The organism is Allobosea sp. GW821-FHT12C12, from assembly GCF_058807355.1.
The window spans coordinates 217,488-236,930 of the sequence record NZ_JBXAQP010000004.1 but is presented as its reverse complement, the minus strand read 5'-3'; the positions used below and the strand labels follow the sequence as shown (position 1 = coordinate 236,930).

The 19,443-nt window shown below is 68.5% G+C and carries 19 protein-coding genes; 8 read left to right on the top strand and 11 right to left on the bottom strand.

Translation table 11 applies throughout. The features are described 5' to 3' along the window. Nucleotides 1-67: 67 nt before the first annotated feature. Entirely contained in the window at nt 68-1,645 is a 1,578-nt protein-coding gene (locus AC1RRW_RS07845; protein WP_492900092.1) for a gamma-glutamyltransferase family protein, read from the bottom strand. Nucleotides 1,646-1,915: 270 nt separating this feature from the next. On the opposite strand from AC1RRW_RS07845, the gene AC1RRW_RS07840 reads away from it, so the two are divergent. After that, nucleotides 1,916-2,167: a hypothetical protein gene (locus AC1RRW_RS07840; protein WP_492900091.1), complete on the top strand. Its 252-nt coding sequence runs from the start codon at nt 1,916-1,918 to the stop codon at nt 2,165-2,167. A gap of 7 nt (nt 2,168-2,174) precedes the next feature. Here AC1RRW_RS07840 and AC1RRW_RS07835 read toward each other — a convergent pair whose 3' ends face one another. Then, on the bottom strand, nt 2,175-2,966 hold the full coding sequence (locus AC1RRW_RS07835; protein ID WP_492900090.1) for an SOS response-associated peptidase: 792 nt from the start codon (nt 2,964-2,966) through the stop codon (nt 2,175-2,177). Nucleotides 2,967-3,126: 160 nt separating this feature from the next. Here AC1RRW_RS07835 and AC1RRW_RS07830 point away from each other — a divergent pair, with 160 nt between their 5' ends. Then, the gene (locus AC1RRW_RS07830; RefSeq protein ID WP_492900089.1) at nt 3,127-3,516 is read left to right on the top strand and encodes a hypothetical protein; all 390 of its coding nucleotides are present in this window, start codon (nt 3,127-3,129) and stop codon (nt 3,514-3,516) included. On the opposite strand, the gene AC1RRW_RS07825 is transcribed toward AC1RRW_RS07830, so the two are convergent. Next, nucleotides 3,483-4,244 (bottom strand): TlyA family RNA methyltransferase, encoded by a 762-nt coding sequence (locus tag AC1RRW_RS07825; RefSeq protein ID WP_492900088.1) that lies wholly within the window; start codon nt 4,242-4,244, stop codon nt 3,483-3,485. The genes AC1RRW_RS07830 and AC1RRW_RS07825 overlap by 34 nt on opposite strands. A gap of 23 nt (nt 4,245-4,267) precedes the next feature. Next, nucleotides 4,268-6,175 carry a 1-deoxy-D-xylulose-5-phosphate synthase gene (gene dxs / locus AC1RRW_RS07820; protein ID WP_492900229.1) on the bottom strand — a complete coding sequence of 636 codons (1,908 nt, stop codon included), beginning with the start codon at nt 6,173-6,175 and terminating at the stop codon, nt 4,268-4,270. Nucleotides 6,176-6,342: 167 nt separating this feature from the next. Between dxs and AC1RRW_RS07815 the strand changes: the two genes are divergently transcribed. From AC1RRW_RS07815 to AC1RRW_RS07795, 5 genes are all read left to right on the top strand, one after another. Next, complete coding sequence (locus tag AC1RRW_RS07815) at nt 6,343-7,968, top strand: ABC transporter substrate-binding protein (RefSeq protein ID WP_492900087.1); 1,626 nt, start codon at nt 6,343-6,345, stop codon at nt 7,966-7,968. A 4-nt stretch (nt 7,969-7,972) separates the two neighbouring features. Next, on the top strand, nt 7,973-9,385 hold the full coding sequence (locus AC1RRW_RS07810; protein WP_492900086.1) for an amidase: 1,413 nt from the start codon (nt 7,973-7,975) through the stop codon (nt 9,383-9,385). A gap of 76 nt (nt 9,386-9,461) precedes the next feature. Continuing rightward, nucleotides 9,462-10,685: an MFS transporter gene (locus AC1RRW_RS07805; protein WP_492900085.1), complete on the top strand. Its 1,224-nt coding sequence runs from the start codon at nt 9,462-9,464 to the stop codon at nt 10,683-10,685. A gap of 38 nt (nt 10,686-10,723) precedes the next feature. Continuing rightward, nucleotides 10,724-11,344, top strand: a complete 621-nt coding sequence (locus tag AC1RRW_RS07800; RefSeq protein WP_492900084.1) for a BglII/BstYI family type II restriction endonuclease — start codon at nt 10,724-10,726, stop codon at nt 11,342-11,344. After that, the gene (locus tag AC1RRW_RS07795; protein ID WP_492900083.1) at nt 11,325-11,978 is read left to right on the top strand and encodes an MT-A70 family methyltransferase; all 654 of its coding nucleotides are present in this window, start codon (nt 11,325-11,327) and stop codon (nt 11,976-11,978) included. The genes AC1RRW_RS07800 and AC1RRW_RS07795 overlap by 20 nt, the downstream gene beginning before the upstream one ends. Nucleotide 11,979: 1 nt before the next feature. Here AC1RRW_RS07795 and AC1RRW_RS07790 read toward each other — a convergent pair whose 3' ends face one another. The 6 genes from AC1RRW_RS07790 to AC1RRW_RS07765 form a co-directional block, all read right to left on the bottom strand. Then, nucleotides 11,980-12,900, bottom strand: a complete 921-nt coding sequence (locus AC1RRW_RS07790) for a pirin family protein (RefSeq protein ID WP_492900082.1) — start codon at nt 12,898-12,900, stop codon at nt 11,980-11,982. A gap of 30 nt (nt 12,901-12,930) precedes the next feature. Further along, nucleotides 12,931-13,350 (bottom strand): DUF2442 domain-containing protein, encoded by a 420-nt coding sequence (locus tag AC1RRW_RS07785; protein ID WP_492900081.1) that lies wholly within the window; start codon nt 13,348-13,350, stop codon nt 12,931-12,933. Nucleotides 13,351-13,358: 8 nt separating this feature from the next. Continuing rightward, on the bottom strand, nt 13,359-13,580 hold the full coding sequence (locus tag AC1RRW_RS07780; protein WP_492900080.1) for a DUF4160 domain-containing protein: 222 nt from the start codon (nt 13,578-13,580) through the stop codon (nt 13,359-13,361). Nucleotides 13,581-13,652: 72 nt separating this feature from the next. Then, complete coding sequence (locus AC1RRW_RS07775; protein ID WP_492900079.1) at nt 13,653-13,922, bottom strand: exodeoxyribonuclease VII small subunit; 270 nt, start codon at nt 13,920-13,922, stop codon at nt 13,653-13,655. 79 nt (nt 13,923-14,001) lie between these two features. Continuing rightward, nucleotides 14,002-14,466, bottom strand: a complete 465-nt coding sequence (locus AC1RRW_RS07770) for an Lrp/AsnC family transcriptional regulator (protein ID WP_492900078.1) — start codon at nt 14,464-14,466, stop codon at nt 14,002-14,004. A 147-nt stretch (nt 14,467-14,613) separates the two neighbouring features. After that, entirely contained in the window at nt 14,614-15,126 is a 513-nt protein-coding gene (locus tag AC1RRW_RS07765; protein ID WP_492900077.1) for a tyrosine phosphatase family protein, read from the bottom strand. 132 nt (nt 15,127-15,258) lie between these two features. Between AC1RRW_RS07765 and AC1RRW_RS07760 the strand changes: the two genes are divergently transcribed. Continuing rightward, nucleotides 15,259-15,819 carry an acyl-CoA thioesterase gene (locus AC1RRW_RS07760; RefSeq protein WP_492900075.1) on the top strand — a complete coding sequence of 187 codons (561 nt, stop codon included), beginning with the start codon at nt 15,259-15,261 and terminating at the stop codon, nt 15,817-15,819. Between the two features lie 4 nt (nt 15,820-15,823). Here the strand turns inward: AC1RRW_RS07760 and AC1RRW_RS07755 are convergent, their stop codons facing one another. Then, the gene (locus tag AC1RRW_RS07755) at nt 15,824-19,387 is read right to left on the bottom strand and encodes a hybrid sensor histidine kinase/response regulator (protein ID WP_492900074.1); all 3,564 of its coding nucleotides are present in this window, start codon (nt 19,385-19,387) and stop codon (nt 15,824-15,826) included. Nucleotides 19,388-19,443 lie beyond the last annotated feature (56 nt).

The following is a 19,443-nucleotide window of genomic DNA, read 5'->3' as shown; positions in this document are numbered from 1 at the left end:
CAACGTTCTACGCCGATGCTCATACGGGGTAAGTTATTCTCCGGGAAGAGCAGTCGCGGCCTGCCTCTCACACCGCCACGACATAGCCGTCCCGTCTCGGATCGGCCGCTCCGGTCATCACGCCGCTGGCCGGGTCGCGCGCCACCGCCTGCATGCCGCCGCACTTCATCGTCCAGCCGGTGTCGAAGGCCTCGATCCCGTGGCCGCGCCGAACGAGCTCCGCGATCGTCTCCGGCGCGATCCGGTTCTCGGCCTGGATGGAGCGCCCGTCCCAGAGCCGCGCGCGCGGCGCCTCGATCGCCTCCTGCAGGGGCAGGCCGAAATCGAGGTGCTGCACCATCGCCTGCACCTGCGTCTGCAGGATGCCGTAGGAGCCGGGCGTGCCGAGCGCGAGCACCGGCTCGCCGTCGATCGTCGAGAGGCTCGGCGACATGCACATCGGCAGTTCGGAGCCGGCCTTCGAGCGGTTCGGGCTCTCCGGCTGGACATCGGCCCAGTACAGGAAGTTGTTCAGGCAAAGCCCCGTGCCCGGCACGACGACGCCGCTGCCGAAGGGGCTGCCGATGCTGTTGGTGAGGCAGATCAGGTTGCCCTCGCCATCGCCGATCGAGAGCGAGGTGGTGTGGGCCGGGTCCTCGCCCTCCCGCGGCGTCCACTGCTCGGTCGGGCCGGTGATCGGCTTGCCGTCGCGGAGGCGGGCGCGCAGCCCCTCGACGAAGGGTTCGGACAGGATTTCCGCGAGCTTGTCCGGCGAGGGATTGTTGTGGGCGATGCGCACGCCCGCCGCCAGGCGGATGGCGCGGTAGACCAGGTCGAGATGGTCCGGCCCGTCCCGGGTCAGCCCGCCGAGATCGACGCCGTCGAGGATGCGCAGCGAGAGCAGGAACTGGAACGCCTCGCAGGCCGGCGGCGGCACATGGATGGTCCGGCCGCGATAGGACGCCGCCAGCGGCTCGCGCCAGCGCGGCTGGACGGCGGCGAGGTCGGCCATCGTCATCGTGCCGCCGAGCGCGGCGAGATGGTCGACGATGCGCTGGCCGAGCGCGCCGCGATAGAGATGGTCGGGACCGTTCGCGGCGATCTCGGACAGCGTCCGCGCCAGGTCCGGCTGGCGCAGCGGCTGGCCGAGCCGCACCGGCCCGCCATCGGGCAGGTAGACGGCGGCGAAAGCAGGGTAGAGCTCGGCATGGGCTTCGAGCAGCGGCGCCTGCTCGTTGAACTCGGCGACGCCGAACTCGGCCAGCGCGAACCCGTCCCGCGCCAGCGCGATCGCCGGCGCGAGGATGTCGGCCAGAGGCGTGCGGCCATGGGTCTTCGCGATCTCGCACCAGCCGGCGAGATTGCCCGGCGCGGCGACGGCGAGCGCGCCGCGTTCGAGATCGGAGCGCCTGCTGAAGCGCTCGGGCTGGAAGCTCGCCGGGACCGGCGGCACGAAATCGAGCACGCGGACCCGGCTCTCGGCCGCGACCCACAGCGTCGCCGAGCCCATGCCCGCGAGGCTCGACATGAACGGCTCGACGACGTTGAGCGCCGCCGCCGTCGCCGCCGCCGCATCGAACGCGTTGCCGCCCTGCGCCAGCATCCGCGCGCCGGCCTGCGCCGCGAGCGGATGGGCGGCGGCGACCATGCCGTGGCGGGAAGTCATCGTCGGGCGGCGGCCATGCATCGCGTTCGTCCTTCAGGGCTTGCGGTCTGGTCGGCCGCGATCAGAGCACAGATCGTCGGAGCGGGCAGGCGCGCTTGCCCGCCATTCGCGCCGGCGCGGGGTGCCGTTCTTGCATGGTGGGTCTCGGCTGCGCGCGCCCCGCGCGGCTGGCTTCGATCCTGCTCGTAGCGATCGGGGCGCGCTTTAGGGCTCGGTTAACCATATCGGCCGAGCCTGTGCACACGGATTGCGAAGCACGGGAGCCGCCTGATGGATGCATTCACCATGGTCATCGTCGCCTGCGTCGCCGGCGAGCCGCGTTGCACGGCCGCCCATGTCAGCGAACTCGCCTTCACCACGGTGGAAGCCTGCGAGGCCCGCATCGACGACATCACCGCCGCGATGACCAGGGAATTCGGCAAGCGCGAGGACTTCAAGGGCCGGCAGGTCAGCTACGACGTCAGCTGCATGGATCGCAGCCAGCTCAGGCAGAAGTTCGGCATCGCCCAGGCGGACACCTGACAGCGCCTCAGAACAGGCTGCCCTGGCCGTCGCCGCCCGGCGGCCGGCGGGTCGCGCGCACCGAAAGGGGCGGCTTCTCCTCCGCCCCGTCGAACGGCGCCTGAACCTCCGGTCCGTCATTGGCGACCTTGTTCACGGCGCTGCCGATGCGGACCATTTCCAGCAGATCGTCCGGCGGCGGCCGGAGCAGGGGCGCGACATGCTTCGCATCGGCGTCCGGATCGAGCCAGGCGTCAAGGTCCTTCGGATCGACGATCACCGGGCAGCGCTCGTGGATGGCCGCCATCAGGCCGTTGGCCGGGCCGTTGACGAGCGCGACCGTGTCGATCTCCGAGCCGTCCCGCGCGTGCCAGGTCTCCCACAGCGCCGCGAACGCGAACGGGCCGCGATCGGGCCGGCGGAACAGGTAGGCGCGGTTCTCGCTCTGCCGGCCGGCGCCGACCCTGTGCCATTCGTAGAAGCCGTCGGCCGGCATCAGGCAGCGCCGCCGCGTCAGCGCGGCCCGGAAGGACGGCTTCTCGGCCGCGCTCTCGCCCCGGATGTTGATCACCAGCGGAAAGTCATTGGGGTCCTTGACCCAGCCGGGAATGAAGCCCCAGCGCATCAGGACGAACTGCCGTTCGCCCCTGTCGAGCCGCACCACCGGCGCCGGCTGCGTCGGCGCGATGTTGTAGCGCGGCGGAAAGTTCGGCTGCTCGCGATAGGCGAAGAGCGCGCGCATCGCCTCGGGCGGAAGGGTGATGGCGTAGCGGCCGCACATGCCTGCGGATATGGCGGCGCGGACAGGTCCGATCAACACTTTCTTTGCGTTTCGGCACGCATAGTGGCCGCGTTTTTCGGGGTTCACGATGACCGTCTCGGCGATGAGAGCGACGACCATTGCCGCGGACGACGCTCCTGGCGGCGGGCGGACGCCGCAGCTCTCGACCGACTATCTCAATCGCTACGGCGAAGCGCTGATGCTGATCGAGATGGCCTGCGTCGATCGCGACGCCGTCGCGGATCTCACGGCCTGGCGTCCGCTTGGGTACCGGGCCCATTTCGAAGTCTCGCAATTGCGCTGCCGGAACTCGGCGATCGCGGCCTACGACGCGCTGTCGGCCGACCGCCGCGGCGCCTTCGAGGTCCTGTGCGGCACGATGGACAATCTGATCCTGACGGCGGCGGGAGTGCTGGCGCAACTGCCGGCCGCCGACGAAGCCAATGAATTCATCGACGACAGTTGCGCGACGTTGCGCTTTCAGATCGGCCGCGCCACCCAGTTCATCAATGCTAATGGGCGCATCGACATCGAGGGGCTCCTGGGCCATGGCCTTCAGGACGAGATCGACGCGTTTTTTCGCGGCTGAGCCTCGCCCGACCGCCCGCCGATCAGGAATTCGCGATTGCCGTCGCCGCCCTCGATCGGGGAGGGGATCGGCCCCCGCGTCGCAAAGCCGAGCCCCGCCAGAACCGCGACGATCTCGGCGCAGACCGCCTCATGGATCGCGGCGTCGCGGACCACGCCCTTCTTCAGCGCGGCGCGACCGGCCTCGAACTGCGGCTTGACCAGCGCGACCAGCGCGGCCCCGGGCGCAAGCAGCGCGGCCACCGCCGGCAGCACGAGCTTCAGCGAGATGAAGCTGACATCGATGCAGGCGAAACCGGGCCGGCCGGGCAGAGCATCGGGCGACAGCGTGCGGATGTCCTGCGCCTCCAGGCTCAGCACCCGCCTGTCGCCGCGCAGGCTGGCGTGCAACTGGTCGCGGCCGACATCGACGGCTGCGACCTGCGTCGCGCCGCAGCCGAGCAGGACGTCGGTGAAGCCGCCGGTCGAGGCTCCGACATCGAGGCAGAGCTGCCCGGCCGGATCGATGCCGAAGGCGTCGAGCGCCGCTTTCAGCTTGAGTCCGCCGCGCGAGACGTAAGGATGCGGCGGCCGCGCCGTGATCGCGGCGTTGCGCGCCACCATCTCGGAGGCCTTGCGCACGGCGACGCCATCGGCGCTGACGAGCCCGGCCGCGATCGCGGCCTGCGCCCGCGCCCGGCTCTCGAACAGGCCGAGCTCGACGAGCAACTGGTCGGCCCGGCTCTTCATCGCTGGTTCCGCTTCGTCGCGGCTCAGGCCCGCCTGATCGCGTTCGGCGCGCCGAGCGCCGTCTCGACGGTGCGCACGATGCCGGCGGCGTCGAGGCCGGCCTTGGCGTACATCGCGTCGGGCTTGTCGTGTTCCTGGAAGAAGTCCGGCAGCGTCAGCGTGCGGACCTTCAGCCCGCCGTCGAGCAGGCCGTTGCGCGCCAGCAGATGCAGCACGTGGCTGCCGAAGCCGCCGATCGAGCCTTCCTCGACCGTGAGCAGGATCTCGTGTTCGCGGGCGAGGCGCAGGATCAGCGCCTCGTCGAGGGGCTTGGCGAAACGCGCATCAGCGACTGTCGTCGGCAGCCCGCGCTGGCCGAGCAGTTCGGCCGCGGCCAGGCACTCGGCGAGCCGCGTGCCGAGCGAGAGCAGCGCCACCCGCGTCCCTTCCCTGACGATGCGGCCCCGGCCGATATCGAGCGGCGTCCCGGCTTGCGGCAGCTCGACGCCGACGCCCTCGCCGCGCGGATAACGGAAGGAGATCGGCCCGTCGTCGAAGCTGGCGGCGGTCGCGACCATATGGGTCAGCTCGGCTTCGTCGGCGGCGGCCATCACAACCATGTCCGGCAGGCAGGCGAGATAGGCGACGTCGAAGGCGCCCGCATGCGTGGCGCCGTCGGCGCCGACGAGCCCGGCCCGGTCGAGCGCGAAGCGCACCGGCAGCTTCTGGATCGCCACGTCGTGGACGACCTGGTCGTAGGCGCGCTGCAGAAAGGTCGAGTAGATCGCGCAGAACGGCTTGAAGCCTTCCGCCGCGAGGCCGGCGGCGAAGGTCACGGCATGCTGCTCGGCGATCCCGACATCGAAGGTGCGGGTCGGAAACTCCTTGCCGAAGGCGTCGAGCCCGGTGCCGGACGGCATGGCGGCCGTGACGGCGACGATCCTGTCGTCCTTGCGCGCCTCCTTGATCAGCGCGCTGGCGAAGACGCCGGTGTAGCTCGGCGCATTGGCCGGGGTCTTGGCCTGAAGGCCGGTGACGGGGTCGAACTTGACGACCGCGTGGTATTTGTCGGCCGTCGCCTCGGCCGGCGCATAGCCCTTGCCCTTCTGCGTCACGACATGGACGAGGATCGGCCCGTTTCCGGCGTCGCGGACATTGCGCAGCACCGGCAGCAGATGGTCGAGATTATGCCCGTCGATCGGCCCGACATAGTAGAAGCCGAGCTCCTCGAACAGGGTGCCGCCGGTCCAGAAGCCGCGCGCGTATTCCTCGGTGCGCTTGGCCTTGTCATGGAAGAAGCGCGGCAGCTTCTCGGCGAGATGCTTGCCGATCTCGCGGATCGAACGGTAGGTCCGGCCAGAGACCAGCCTTGCCAGATAGGCCGACATCGCGCCCACCGGCGGGGCGATCGACATGTCGTTGTCGTTCAGGATCACGATCAGCCGCGAGCCGAGCGCGCCGGCATTGTTCATCGCCTCATAGGCCATTCCGGCCGACATCGCGCCGTCGCCGATCACCGCGACGACGTTGTTGGGCGTGCGCGCCAGATCGCGCGCCACGGCCATGCCGAGCCCGGCCGAGATCGAGGTCGAGGAATGCGCCGCGCCGAAGGGGTCGTATTCGCTTTCGGAGCGTCGCGTGAAGCCGGAAAGCCCGCCGCCCTGCCGGAGCGTGCGGATGCGGTCGCGCCGCCCCGTCAGGATCTTGTGCGGATAGGCCTGATGGCCGACATCCCAGACCAGCCGGTCGCGCGGGGTCTCGAAGACATGGTGCAGCGCCACCGTCAGCTCGACGACGCCGAGCCCGGCGCCGAGATGGCCGCCGGTGACCGAGACCGCGTCGATCGTCTCCAGCCTCAGCTCGTCGGCGAGCTGGCGCAGATCGCTGTCCGGGAGCTGGCGCAGTGCCTCCGGCGTGCGGATTGTGTCGAGCAGAGGGGTCTGTTGTCGCATCGTCACGGCGCCGGTCTATCCCATCGGCGAGGTCAGGCACAAGGCCATGGGGCTTACGCCTCTTGACGCAGCCGCAAGGCTGGGCTCGCCTCCAGGTTGCGAACCGAATCTGACCCGGGACTTGCTGGGTCGGGCCAAATCCCCCGATGGTCGAGCTGGAGCGAATGATGCCGAGCCAATCCCGCCGCCGCGCCCTTTTGGGCCGGCTCGTCATGTCGCTGCCGCTCGCCGGCGCGCTGCTGGCGCCGCTGCAGGCCGGCGCGCAGACCCTGAGGATCGGCATGACGGCGTCGGATATCCCGACCACGACGGGTCTGCCGAACAACGGCTACGAGGGCATGCGCTTCCTCGGCTATCCCGTGTTCGAGAGCCTCGTGCTCTGGGACCTGACGACGACCGACCGGCTCGCGCCGGTGCGGCCCGGCCTCGCCGAGCGCTGGGAGCAGGCCGCAGACGATCCGAAGACCTGGATCTTCCACCTGCGCAAGGGCGTGACGTTCCATGACGGCGCCGCCTTCGACGCCGATGCCGTGATCTGGAACCTCGAGCGCTATTTCAACAGGGATGCGCCGCAGTTCGAGCCGCCGGCCGCCGGCATCGTCCGGGCGCGCGCGTCGATCATGACCGGCTATCGCAAGCTCGACGCCGGGCGGATCGCGCTCACCACGTCGGAGACCGCCTCCTACTTCCCATACATCGCCGCGCTGATCCCGTTCTCGTCGCCCGCCTCCTTCGAGAAGGCGGGACGGGACTGGGCCAGAACGGCGATGTTGCCGTCGGCCGGCACCGGCCCCTTCAGGATCACGAGCGTCGTGCCGCGCGAACGGGTCGAGCTCGCCCGCAACGACAGCTACTGGGACGCCGCGAAACGCGCAAAAGTCGACAAGGTCGTGCTGCTGCCGATCCCGGAGGCGAATGCGCGCCTCGCCGCGCTCCGCACCGGCCAGGTCGACTGGATCGAGGCGCCGCCGGCCGACAGCCTGCCTTCGCTGAGGCAGGCCGGGTTTCAGATCACGACGGGCTCCTATCCGCATGTCTGGCCGTGGTTCTTCAACATCGGCGCGACGGGCAGCCCGTTCAAGGACGTGCGCGTGCGCCAGGCGCTGAACTACTGCGTCGACCGCGCCGGCATCGTCGAGCTGCTCAACGGCACGGCGGAGCCCGCCTTCGGCTGGCTGAAGGCGAGCGACCCCGATTTCGGCAAGCCGGCCAACCGCTACGGGTTCGATCCGGCCAGGGGCAAGGCGCTGCTGGCGCAGGCGGGGTTCACGGCCGCCAAGCCGCTCTCCTTCAAGGTGATGATCTCGACCTCGGGCTCCGGCCAGATGGCGCCCTTGCCGATGAACGAGTTCCTGCAGGCCAACCTGAAGGAAGCCTGCGGCGTCAATGTCGAGTTCAACGTCACCGAATGGCAGGTGTTGCTCAACAACATGCGCTCCCTGCCGGATGCGCCGGCGCTGGGCGGGTCGATGTCGCTCAACATCAGCTCGGCCTCGACCGATCCGAGCCAGATGGCGCGGTATTTCGCCGCCGCGGGAATGCCGCCCAACGGCTTCAACTTCCCTCAATGGAAGGACGACGCCTTCGAGGCGGCCTTCGCCAGGCTGGCGAGCGCGACCGACCCGAAGGTCATCGCCGAGCAGACGGCCATCGCCCATGAGCGCATGGTCGACAATCCGCCCTGGCTCTATGTCGTCCACGACCTGAACCCGCGCGCCATGTCGTCCAGGGTCAAGGGTTTCGTCTCGCCGCAATCCTGGTTCGTCGACCTGACCCTTGTAAGCCTGCGATGACGCCATGAACGGCGCCTCGCCGATGCCGTCCGATCTCGCCTTCCTGCCCGCCCATGTTCTGGCCCGGGAGATCGCTGCCAGGCGCGTCTCGCCGGTCGACATCGTCGACGCGCTGCTCGGGCGCATCGACAGATACGAGCCGAAGCTCCAGGCGTTCGTGGCCGTCTACGGCATGGACGCCAGGCTCGCGGCCGAGGGCGCCGACAAGGCGATCCGCTCCGGCCACGCGGTCGGTCCGCTCCATGGCGTGCCGGTGGCGCTGAAGGACCTGATCGAGCTCGAAGGCCGCATCACCACCGGCGGTTCGGCGATGTCGCGCCAGCGCCGCTCGACCGTGACCGCCACGATCGCGCGCCGGATGATCTCGCAGGGCATGATCGTGCTCGGCAAGACCCATACCGTCGAGTTCGCCTATGGCGGCTGGGGCACCAACCAGCACATGGGCACGCCCTGGAATCCGTGGGACGCAACCGATCCGCGCACGCCCGGCGGCTCCAGCAGCGGCTCGGGCGTCGCGGTCGCGGCACGGCTGGCTCCGTGGGCGATTGGCACCGACACCGGCGGCTCGGTCAGGCTGCCGGCCTCCTATTGCGGCCTGACCGGCCTCAAGGTCACGATCGGCCGCATCCCGACCTCCGGCATCCTGCCGCTCTCGACCACGCTCGATACGCCGGGCCCGATGGCGCGCGACGTCGAGGACGTGGCGCTGCTCTACAATGTGCTGCAGGGGCCGGACCCGCTCGATCCCAATACGCGCGGCATCGCGCCGGAGGATCCCCTGCCGATGATGCGGCGCGGCGTGCGCGGCCTGCGGCTGGCTCGGATGCCCGACACCGAGCGCGCCGGCTGCGACGCCGAGGTGCTCGCGGCTTACGACCGCTCGCTCCATCTGCTCGACGATCTCGGGGCCGAGATCGTCGAGATCAGGCTGCCCTTCCTGTTCGGTGACTTCGTCGGCGCGCAGGCGGTCACGGCGTCGGAGGCCTATTTCTTCAACCGCGCGCTGGTCGACGATCCGGAAGCCCGGCTCGACGAGGCGGTGCGGCCGCGCGTGCTGGCGGGAGCGGGGATCAGCGCGCAGGACTACCTCGCCACCAAGCGCCGGCAGGTCGAGGACAAGCTGCTCATGGCCCACGCCATGGAGGGCATCGACGCGCTCCTGACGCCGACCACGCCGACGCCGGCGATCAGGCTGGCCGAGGTCGACCAGCTCGTCTTCCCCTCGCGCTTCACCCGCTTGGCCAATTTCCTCGAGATGTGCGCGCTCTCCCTGCCCAACGGATTTGCGGCGACGGGCCTGCCGCTCTCGCTGCAGATCAACTGCGCCGGCTATCAGGAGGCGACGGCGCTGCGGATCGGCTACGCCTTGCAGCAGGCGAGCGATCATCACCTGTGCCTGCCGCCGATGGTGGCGTGATCGCGCACAGGAAACGGGTGGTTCGGAACAACGCTGATGGGAGAGCTTGCGGGCCACGCAAGCAGGAACCTTTCCCATGTCGGCTCCGCTCCCCCTCGCTCTGCTCGTCACCGGCGTCCTGGCGCAATTCGCCGACAAGCTGGCGCTCGACACGATCTCGCTCGCGGCGACGCAGGCCGGAGCCAGTCCGCGCCTCGTAGGCCTGCTGGTCGCGGCGCAATCGGCGGCGTGGCTGCTGATCTCGCTGCCGGCCGGCGTCTTCGCCGACCGCATCGCACCGCGCGCTCTGATCAGGCTCGGCGGCGGGCTGATGCTGGCTGGTTCGGCCATCGGCTCCGGCCTGCTCGGTCTCGGCCAGATCGGCTTCGCGCTGGCGCTCTCGACCTTCCTCGCGGCGGCCGGGCCGGTCGTGATCGCGCTCTCGATCTTCGTCCTGTTGCCGCGCATGGTCGCCGTCGCCGAACTGCCGCGCGCCAATGGCCGCATGGAACTCGGCCGCGCGCTGCTGAGCCTCGTCTCGCCGCTGATCGCCGGCTGGGCGGTGGCGCGGGGCGCTGGCCCGCTCGGCCTCGTCATCTGCGCCGTCGTCGGAGTGGCCATCCTGATCGCCGCCGGTCGTTTGCCGGGCGATGCGCCGCCGCCCCAGCCGCGCCTCGCCTTGCATCGCGCCATCGTGGAGGGCGGGGCCTTCGTCGCGCATCATCCCTATCTGAGGCCGATCGCGCTTTGCGCCGTGGCCTGGAACCTCGCCTTCTTCGCTTTCCTCGCGCTGTTCGCGCCCTATGCGGCCCGCGTGCTGCTGCTGGAGCCGGCGATGATCGGGCTCGCCTCCTCGATCGCCGGCATCGGCTCGATCCTCGCCGCGCTGGCCGGGCCGACGCTGATCGCGCGGCTGCCGACCGGTGCTCTGCTGATCTTCGGCCCGGCGGTCTCGCTTATGGGCGTCGGCGCGCTGGCGCTCGCTCCGCCGGCGCTCGGCGTCGCGGCGCTGGGCTTCGCCTTCCTGCTGCTCGGCTTCGGCCCGATCCTATGGTTCATCACCCAGACCAGCCTGCGTCAGGCCGTGACCCCGCCGGCCTTGCTCGGCCGCGTCAGCGCGACCCTGACGACGGCCATGTACGGCATGCGGCCGCTGGGCGCGCTGGCTGGCGGCTTCGCCGGCGAAGGGTTCGGCCTGCAGGCGGCGATCTGGCTGCCGATCGGCCTTTTCGCTCTCTCGACGCTGGCGATCCTGGCCTCGGCGATGCCGAAGCTGAAGACGATGCCGGAGGGGAAGATGGCGCCGCCGATGTGCGGATGATGGTTGGAGATAACTCTGATGGCGGCTACGCTGCAGGCATGCTTCCGATCGATTCCATGCCGCCGCTCATCCCGTCAAAGTTTGAGGTTTTCGATTGGCGAAACGCGTTGGCTATTTTGCAGACTGTCCATCCGCAAGAATGGAACGAAATCGCAGACGTTCTCTGCAAATTCGAGTTACGTTGGTCAGCCGTCTCGATGAAAGGCAAGGGAAATAAGAGCGAAATGGCAGGCATTCTCGACTCGGGCCTCTACCGCTGTGGTTGGGTCGAAAAGAAATTTCGTACAAAAATTGTGGTGGACGATCACGAACGTGAAACTCCAACACACGAAGTTGACTGCTACAAGGGTAAAGTGGCACTTGAAGTGGAATGGAATAACAAAGATCCGTTCTTCGACCGGGATTTAAATAATTTTCGGCTGCTTTATGAGTTGGGTGTCATTGATGTTGGCGTCATTGTGACAAGGACTAGCGCACTCCAAAGTTGGTTGCACGCGAATCACCGCGAGCTTGGCAAGCAGCCTGGGACATACGGCTCATCCACGACCCACTCAAATAAACTTTATCCCCGGATCTTTGGGGGCGGCGCGGGCGGATGCCCGGTTCTCGTATTCTCGATCAAGCCAGAGGCCTATACTGATGACCGACCAATCGCTTGATACGATGCTGGACTTTGCGTCCCACATGCGCGGGCGAAAGTTTAGGACGGTGATGGCCGATCCGCCTTGGCGATTTATCAACCGAACCGGCAAGGTCGCTCCTGAGCATCGCAGGTTGGCGCGCTACAGCACTATGGACACTAAAGCCATCTGCGCATTGCCGGTGAGCGAGGTTCTAACCAGTACGGCCCATCTCTATTTGTGGGTGCCAAATGCGCTCCTGCCTGATGGGCTGAAAGTAATGGAGGCTTGGGGTTTTACCTATAAAGCGAATCTTGTTTGGCACAAGATAAGGAAGGACGGCGGTTCAGACGGTCGAGGGGTTGGGTTTTATTTTAGAAACGTAACAGAGATCATTTTGTTTGGAACCCGAGGAAAAAATGCTCGCACAGAAGTGGCCGGTCGCAGGCAAGTAAACTATCTATCATCGCGCAAACAGGAACATAGCCGAAAGCCGGAAGAGCAGTATCGAATCATTGAGGCTTGCTCGCCGGGGCCATATCTTGAGATGTTTGCACGTGGAACTCGACCCGGTTGGACGTATTGGGGTAACCAAGCGCACGATGGTTATGAGCCGAACTGGGACACGTATGCTCACAACTCGTCGCTGATGCGACGGCAAGCTGCCGAATAAGTCACCCCTCCGGCAGCGGGATGAACTCCGCCTCGTCTCCCGGCACCGTGTCGAAGCGGCCGGCCTTCCATTCCGCCCTGGCCTGGTCGATGCGCTCCTCCGAGGAGGAGACGAAGTTCCACCAGATGTGGCGGGGGCCGTCCATCGGCTCGCCGCCGACCAGCATCAGCCGGCTCTGGTCGAGCGCCAGGATCGAGATGCGGTCGCCCGGCTTGAAGACCAGCAACCGTCCCGCGCCGAATTCGTCGCCGGCGATGTCGATCTTGCCGGAGACGATATAGACCGCGCGCTCCTCATGATCGGCGTCGAGCGGCAGGATCGCGCCCGGCGACAGCACCGCCTCGGCGTAGAGCACGTCCCAGGGGAACCTGACCGGAGAGCTCTGGCCATAGGCCTGGCCCATGATCAGGCTGATGCGCTTGCCGCCCTCGACGATCCGGGGCAGGTCCGGCGCGGCGTGGTGGACGAATTCCGGCGCGTTCTCCTCATGCGACTTCGGCAGAGCGAGCCAGGCCTGGATGCCGTAGAGCTTCGGCGCCTTCAGCCGCTCCTCCGCGCCGGTGCGCTCGGAATGCACGATGCCGCGCCCCGCCGTCATCAGGTTGACCGCGCCCGGCCGGATCGCCAGCGCGGTGCCGAGCGAATCCCGGTGCATGATCTCGCCGTCGAACAGCCAGGTCACGGTCGAAAGCCCGATATGCGGATGCGGGCGCACGTCCAGTCCCTCGCCGAGCAGGAACTCGGCCGGCCCCATCTGGTCGAAGAAGATGAAGGGACCGACCATCTTGCGGCCGACCGAGGGCAGGGCGCGGCGGACGGAAAACCCGCCGAGGTCGCGCGCACGCGGCACGATGACCTGCTCGATCGCCTGGCAGGACAGGGCGTCGCCGAGAATCGGGTCTTCGGCGGGAAGCTGGGACATCGTCGCTCTCCTGCTGCCTCTATCGCGATCTCAGCGTTGCGCGAGCTTGCGGGGTCTGCCGCCCTTGGCGCCGTTGGCGCGGGCCGCGGCCGCCTTGGCCGGGGATGTCGCGCGCCCTGCGACGCGCGCCAGTTCGCGAGTCATCCAGGCTTTCGTTCCGGTGACGCCGGCGACCAGCGCAGGAACGAACAGATCGACGTCGAGGCGTGGCCAATGCAGGTTGAGCCCGAACCCGTCGACCTCGATCTCGGCGAGCGCACCGACGTCCGCGCCCTGCAGATCCTCGATGCGCCACGGCGGAAAGCCATAGACGCAGCCATCGGCGAGTTCGACGAGAATGCGGCCCGTCGCTTCGTCGTAGCGCGCCGTCAAAGCGCGCGGTCCCTGGCTCAGGATCGTTTCGCCGCGCTTCTCGGCGGCGGATAGTTCGTCATCGCTCGGATCGGCCATGGATGCGCTCATTCCTGCAAAAACGCGTCACGGTTGAGACGTGTCTCCGCCAGCAATCTGCGCATATCGGCGCGCTTGATGCCGATGCTGTAGACCAGTCTCATCTCGCCATCGCGTCCGACAAGGTCTATCTTCGCCTGTCCGGGCCCAGTGATATGGACATGCGCGGGTTGGTGATCCTGTGTGTAGATCACGAACCTGAAGCCATGGGACCGATGGATGACGACCATGGTGGAGAATAACCGATCTGTTGGGTTATTCAAGCGCGGCGACTGCGCAATCCCGCCGCGCGAAGCAGGCTCCTACTTGTCCACGTCCAGCGGCGCGGCCCCGGTCGGCCTGCCGTCCGCGCCGAGCGTGATCTTCTCGATGCGAGCCTCGGCCTGCTTGAGCAGGGCGTCGCAACGGGCCTTCAGCGCCTCGCCGCGCGTGTAGATGTCGATCGATTCCTCGAGCGCGACGTCGCCGCGTTCGAGTTTGGCGACGATCGTCTCGAGTTCCTTCAGCGCCGCCTCGAAGGGCAGGGCGGCGACGTCGGCGTTGGCGGCGGCAGCGGTTTTCGTTTCGGTCACGGCGTGATTCCTGTTTGGGCGCAGTCTATCAGCCCGCGCGCTGCGCGTCGCAACCGCAAAGCGCGTGAGGCCGCCATCGTCACACCGGCAGGGCGGAGGTCTTCTTGATCGTGCGCAGCGTCAGGGTCGACTGGACGCGGGTGACGCCGGGAAGCTGCGTCAGGATATCGGTGTGGATGCGCTCGAAATCGGCGCTGTCGCGATAGATCACCCGCATCAGATAGTCATGCGCGCCGGCGAGCAGATGGCATTCGAGGATCTCGGGCAGCGTCTTCACCGCCTGCTCGAAACCCTCCAGCGAGGCGCGGCCCTGCTGATCGAGCGTGACGAAGACGAAGGCCGTGCCGGGAAAGCCGGCGATCCTGTCGTCGAGCATCATCGCATAGCCCCGGATCAGCCCGCTCTCCTCGAGCTGGCGCACGCGCCTGAGGCAGGCCGAGGGCGAGAGATGCACCTTCTCGGCGAGGTCCGAATTGGTGATGCGCCCATCCGCCTGCAGGATGCGCAGGATCGAGCGGTCGCGGGAATCGAGTTCGATCGTCATGCGGTCAGCCAGGATTTGCTGCCGTGATGCTTCGTCGCAAAGATTGCCGAAGGCAAGCAATTTTCTGCACCGATTTGGACAGCAAACGCCGAAATCGACGCGGCGCCGGCAAAAGTCCGCACGATGCTGCGCGCAATCCCGGTCTTGTCAGGCCAGATCGAGCCGGAACGGCGCGCCCTCGAAGACGTCCGCGCCACGCCCGATGCGGGCGATGGCGCGGCTCATCCGGCCGTCGCGGCCAAGGCTCGCATCGGCCAGCGCGATCAGCCTCGGATTGGGCGTCGCGGAGGGCGACGCGGTGCGCAAGGCGCCGGCGATCTCGTCCTCGTCGCGCGTCGGCGCCAGCGCGCAGGCGGCGACGTAGGCGGCGGCCGTCGACCGGCTGATCCCGGCCCAGCAATGGATCACCATCGGAGCCGCGCGGTCCCAGCCGCGCACGAAGCGCAGGAAGCGCTCGACATGCTCTTCCGCCGGGACGACATGGCCGTCCATCGGGGCGGCGATGTCGGACATGCCGAGGAAGAGATGCCGGCTCTCGATGATGCTTGCCGGCCGCTCGACCCTGGTCGCGACGTTGATCAGCGTGACGAGATGGCTCGCCCGCACCGCCGCGACCGTATCGTGCAGCCTGGCAAGCGACGAGACGTGCAGGGTGGGCATGGAGATCGTCCTGTCGAATCGATGCCGTCCGGACATGCGGCCAAGCGGGCCGCGATGACAAGGATATCGACAGGGCCGCGCTTCCGGCTAGAACCCGCTCCGACACGCCACGCTTCCGGACATGACACCGCGATGAATCTCTGGCTCCGCCTGCTCTGGCTCCTGCTGACCACGGCCTTCCGGCCGCGCCTCAAGCCGCCGTTTGAGGCGTCCGTGCTGCCTTTCCGGGTCTGGCCGCACGACCTCGACACCAGCCTGCACATGAACAACGGGCGCTACTGGACGCTGATGGATCTGGGCCGCACCGACCTGATGCTGCGCATGGGCCTGTGGCGCGCCGTGCTGCGGCATCGCTGGGTTCCGGTGGTCAATGCCGGCACGATCCGCTTCCGGCGCGAGGTCAGGCTGTTTCGGCCGCTCCGGCTGGAGACCACGATCCTGTGCTGGAGCGAGAACTGGCTGGTGATGCAACACCGCGTCCTGACGAGGGGCCGCGACGGAGCCGAGATCGTGTCGGCGGTCGCATTGGTGCGCGCCGCGCTCTACGACAAGGCGGCGAGGGGCTATGTCCCGGTCGCGCGGCTGATGGCCGAGATCGGTATCACCGCTGCGAGCCCCGAACCCGCGCCCGAAATCGCGGCCTTCCTGGCAGCGGAAGAGGCGTTGCGCGCGGCCGGGGCCTCGGCCGGCTGAGGCGCTACTCCGCCGCCAGCCGCGTCGCGCGCCACTGAGCCAGCAGGGCGCGGAGCGCGCCGGGCTTGAGCGGCTTGTTGAGGAGATGCACGTCGAGCGCGGCCGCCGCCTCGCGCACCTGCGGCGAGCGGTCGGCCGTCAGCAGGATCGCCGGCGCCCGCCTGCTGGTCCGCTCGCGCAGCGCGCTGATCGCGGTCAGGCCGTTGCCGTGGTCGAGATGATAATCGGCGATCACGACATCGGGTTCGTTTCGCGGCTTCATGGCCGCCAGCGCCTCGTCGAGCCCGGCCGCGGTCGAGACCTGGCAGCCCCAGCCCTCGAGCAGGCGGCGCATGCCGTCGAGGATCGTCGGCTCGTTGTCGATGACGAGCAGGCGCAGGCCCGCCAACTGGCCGGCTGGCGACTGGCGCGGCGCCGCGCTCGTCGCCATCGCCGGCAGCGGGGCTGCGCGCGGGGCCAGGATCGCGAAGCGCGTGCCGCGTCCCGGTACGGAATCGAGCGTCAGCCTGTGGTCGAGCGCCTGCGCGATGCGCTGGACGATCGACAGGCCGAGACCCAGCCCGCGCGCGACCTTGGCGCCCTGGTCGAGGCGCTGGAACTCGCGGAACACGGTCTTCTGCTTGCTGGGCGGAATGCCGAGGCCTGTATCCAGCACCTCGACCGAGACCTGCGCGCCGCGCCGCCGGCAGCCGACCAGCACCTTGCCGCTCGGCGTGTACTTGATCGCGTTCGAAATCAGGTTCTGCAGCAGCCGGCGGATCAGGCGGCGGTCGGAGCGGAGCGCGATGCTGCTCGGCATGAAGACGAGCTTGAGGCCTTTTTCCTGGGCGCTCGGCTCGAACTCGCGCTGGAGCTGGCGCAGCAGTTCGTCGAGGCGGAAGGCGGTCAGCTCGGGCTTCAATGCGCCGCCGTCGAGCCGCGAGATTTCCAGGAGCGCGGTCAGGATCTCCTCGACCGCGTCGAGGGAGGCGTCGATGTTCTCGGCGAGGTCGGGCTGGCCGCTGCTCCGGTCTCGCTCGACCAGCGAGGTGGCGTAGAGCCGCGCCGCATTGAGCGGCTGCAGGATATCGTGGCTGGCGGCGGCGAGGAAGCGCGTCTTCGAGGCGTTGGCGTCGTCGGCGGCGGCCTTGGCCCGCTGGAGTTCGGTGTTGACGCGCAGGATCTCCTCGGTGCGTTCGACGACGCGGCCCTCCAGCGTCTCGTTGGTGCGTTCCAGCTCCTCCTGCGCCGCGACGGCCTCGGTGATGTCGGTGTAGGTCGTGACGAGGCCGCCATCGGGCAGCGGGTTGGAGCGGATCTCGATCACCTTCTTCGACGGATAGAGCTTGAGGCGCACCGGCTCGCGGTCGCGCACGAAGCTCTCCAGCCGGGCCGCCATCAGCTCGTCGAGCTGGCCGTCGCCATAGGCCCCGCGCGCCGCATTGTAGCGCACGACCTCGTCGAGCCCGGTGCCGAAGCGCACCAGCGAGGGCGGCAGGTCGTAGAGCTGGATGAAGGCCTGGTTCCAGGCGAGCAGGCGCAGATCCCGGTCGAGCACGGTGATGCCCTGGCCGGCATGGTCGAGCCCGTGCTGGAGGATGTCGCGGTTGTATTGCAGCGCGGCCGAGGCGTCGTCGAGCAGCTTGAAGGCGGCCTCGGTCGAGAGGTTGCGCCGGCGCAGCAGGAGCGACAGCACCAGTCGCGAGGAGGCCGCGCCGATCGCCGAGGAGAGCAGGTGCTCGCCGAAGCGCAGCAGATGGATATCCGCCTCGCGGTTGACGTTGTGCGCCTCGCCGCGCCCGCTGGCGAAGCTCTCGAAGGCGCGCTGCGTCCGTTCCTGGCCGAGATAGCGCCCGATCGTCGACTGCAGCTCGGCCTCGGTGACGCTGGAGCGCCAGAGCGAGAAGGACTGCGCCATGGTGGCGGTTCCGGACTCGACGAAGGCGTTGGCTTGCAGCCGCTCCATCGCCGTGGCCGGGCGCAGCAGCGAGAAGCTGACATAGGCCAGCACGTTCAGGCTGAGGCTCCAGAATACGCCATGCGGCAGCGGCAGCAGGTCGACCCCGAACAACGCCTCCGGCCTGAGCGCGGCGATCCCGAGCGGGCCGAGCGAAACCAGGCTCGCCCACTGGCTGCCGGCATGGACCAGGCTCGGCAGCAGCAGCGTATAGGCCCAGACCGCGATGCCGATGCTCAGGCCCGCGGCCGCGCCGAGCGCCGTGCCGCGTCGCCAGAGCAGGCCGCCGAAGAAGGCCGGCGCGATCTGCGCCGTCGCCGCGAAGGAGAGCAGGCCGATCGAGACCAGCGCCGCCTCGCCCGCCGCCCGGTAATAGGCATAGCCGAGCAGGATCACGACCAGGATCGCGACCCGCCGGATGATCACCACCTGCGAGCCGAGATCGCCGCCGCTGGTGCCGTTGTCGGAGTCGGGCGGCGAGGCGCGGTTCGGATCGGTCAGGCCGCGCCGGCCGCGCAGCAGCAGCGGCATGACGAGATGGTTCGAGATCATGATCGCGAGCGCGACCGAGGCGACGATCACCATCGCGGTCGCCGCCGACAGGCCGCCGACGAAGACGAAGAGCGCGAGCAGGCCGGCCTGGCGCTCCAGCGGCAGCAGCAGCACGGTCATGTCGCGGTCGACGCCCGGTCCCGGCAGCAGCAGTTCGCCGGCCATCGCCAGAGGCAGCACGAACAGGTTGATCAGGATCAGGTAGAGCGGGAACATCCAGGCGGCGCGGCGGACATCGCGCGCGTCGCGGTTCTCGACGATCGTCATGTGGAACTGACGCGCCAGCAGCAGCGCGGCGCAGGAGGAGAGCAGCGTCAGCGTCAGGAAGGTCGGCCAGTTCGAGGTCCGCTCCCAGATCGGCGGGGCGCCGCTCGGCGGGTTCGCGGCCTTGGCGAGTAGGTCGCCGGCGCCGTCGAACAGCCCGTAGACGACGAAGACGCCGAGCACGAGGAAGGCGACGAGCTTGATCAGCGATTCGACCGCGATCGCCAGCACGAGCCCGTCCTGATGCTCGGTCGCGTCGATATGGCGGGTGCCGAAGGCGCAGGCGAAGCCCGCCAGCACCATCGCGACGAGGAAGGCGAGGTCGCTCAGCACCGGCACGTCCGGCGTCAGCGCCTGGCCGCCGGTGGCGGTCAGGAAGACCGAGAGCGAGTTGGCGAGCGCCTTCAGCTGCAGCGCGATATAGGGCAGGGCGCCGATCACAGCGACGAGGCAGACCAAGGCCGCGACGCGCTCGCTCTTGCCGTAGCGCGCGCCGACGAAATCGGCGATCGAGGTGATGTTCTGCGACTTGGCGATGGTGACGATGCGGGCGACGAAGCGGTGCCCGAAACCGATCACCAGGATCGGCCCGACATAGATTCCGAGGAAGTCGAAGCCGGCCCGGCTGGCGAAGCCGACCGAGCCGTAGAAGGTCCAGGAGGTGCAGTAGACCCCGAGCGCCAGCGCGTAGATCGTGGTGCGGGCGCGCCCCGCCATCATCATCCGGCGGCCCGAGGTGTCGGCCATGTGCGCGACCGCGAACAGCCCGCACAGATAGGCCAAGGCCACCAGGATCACGGACCAGGCAGGGATCATGCTGCGGACGTGTCTCCGATGAGCGTGCGGCCGGCAGAGCCTATCCGGCGCGTTGC

Excerpts from the sequence above, each read along its gene's own strand:
- AC1RRW_RS07755 (WP_492900074.1), bottom strand. The coding sequence starts at position 19,387 with ATGATCCCTGCCTGGTCCGTGATCCTGGTGGCCTTGGCCTATCTGTGC.
- AC1RRW_RS07830 (WP_492900089.1), top strand. The coding sequence starts at position 3,127 with ATGCTGATCGAGATGGCCTGCGTCGATCGCGACGCCGTCGCGGATCTC.
- AC1RRW_RS07845 (WP_492900092.1), bottom strand. The coding sequence starts at position 1,645 with ATGACTTCCCGCCACGGCATGGTCGCCGCCGCCCATCCGCTCGCGGCG.
- AC1RRW_RS07790 (WP_492900082.1), bottom strand. The coding sequence starts at position 12,900 with ATGTCCCAGCTTCCCGCCGAAGACCCGATTCTCGGCGACGCCCTGTCC.
- AC1RRW_RS07765 (WP_492900077.1), bottom strand. The coding sequence starts at position 15,126 with ATGCCCACCCTGCACGTCTCGTCGCTTGCCAGGCTGCACGATACGGTC.
- AC1RRW_RS07785 (WP_492900081.1), bottom strand. The coding sequence starts at position 13,350 with ATGGCCGATCCGAGCGATGACGAACTATCCGCCGCCGAGAAGCGCGGC.
- AC1RRW_RS07840 (WP_492900091.1), top strand. The coding sequence starts at position 1,916 with ATGGATGCATTCACCATGGTCATCGTCGCCTGCGTCGCCGGCGAGCCG.
- AC1RRW_RS07800 (WP_492900084.1), top strand. The coding sequence starts at position 10,724 with ATGCTTCCGATCGATTCCATGCCGCCGCTCATCCCGTCAAAGTTTGAG.
- AC1RRW_RS07825 (WP_492900088.1), bottom strand. The coding sequence starts at position 4,244 with ATGAAGAGCCGGGCCGACCAGTTGCTCGTCGAGCTCGGCCTGTTCGAG.
- AC1RRW_RS07760 (WP_492900075.1), top strand. The coding sequence starts at position 15,259 with ATGAATCTCTGGCTCCGCCTGCTCTGGCTCCTGCTGACCACGGCCTTC.
- AC1RRW_RS07795 (WP_492900083.1), top strand. The coding sequence starts at position 11,325 with ATGACCGACCAATCGCTTGATACGATGCTGGACTTTGCGTCCCACATG.
- AC1RRW_RS07780 (WP_492900080.1), bottom strand. The coding sequence starts at position 13,580 with ATGGTCGTCATCCATCGGTCCCATGGCTTCAGGTTCGTGATCTACACA.
- AC1RRW_RS07770 (WP_492900078.1), bottom strand. The coding sequence starts at position 14,466 with ATGACGATCGAACTCGATTCCCGCGACCGCTCGATCCTGCGCATCCTG.
- AC1RRW_RS07815 (WP_492900087.1), top strand. The coding sequence starts at position 6,343 with ATGCCGAGCCAATCCCGCCGCCGCGCCCTTTTGGGCCGGCTCGTCATG.
- AC1RRW_RS07810 (WP_492900086.1), top strand. The coding sequence starts at position 7,973 with ATGAACGGCGCCTCGCCGATGCCGTCCGATCTCGCCTTCCTGCCCGCC.
- AC1RRW_RS07805 (WP_492900085.1), top strand. The coding sequence starts at position 9,462 with ATGTCGGCTCCGCTCCCCCTCGCTCTGCTCGTCACCGGCGTCCTGGCG.
- dxs (WP_492900229.1), bottom strand. The coding sequence starts at position 6,175 with ATGCGACAACAGACCCCTCTGCTCGACACAATCCGCACGCCGGAGGCA.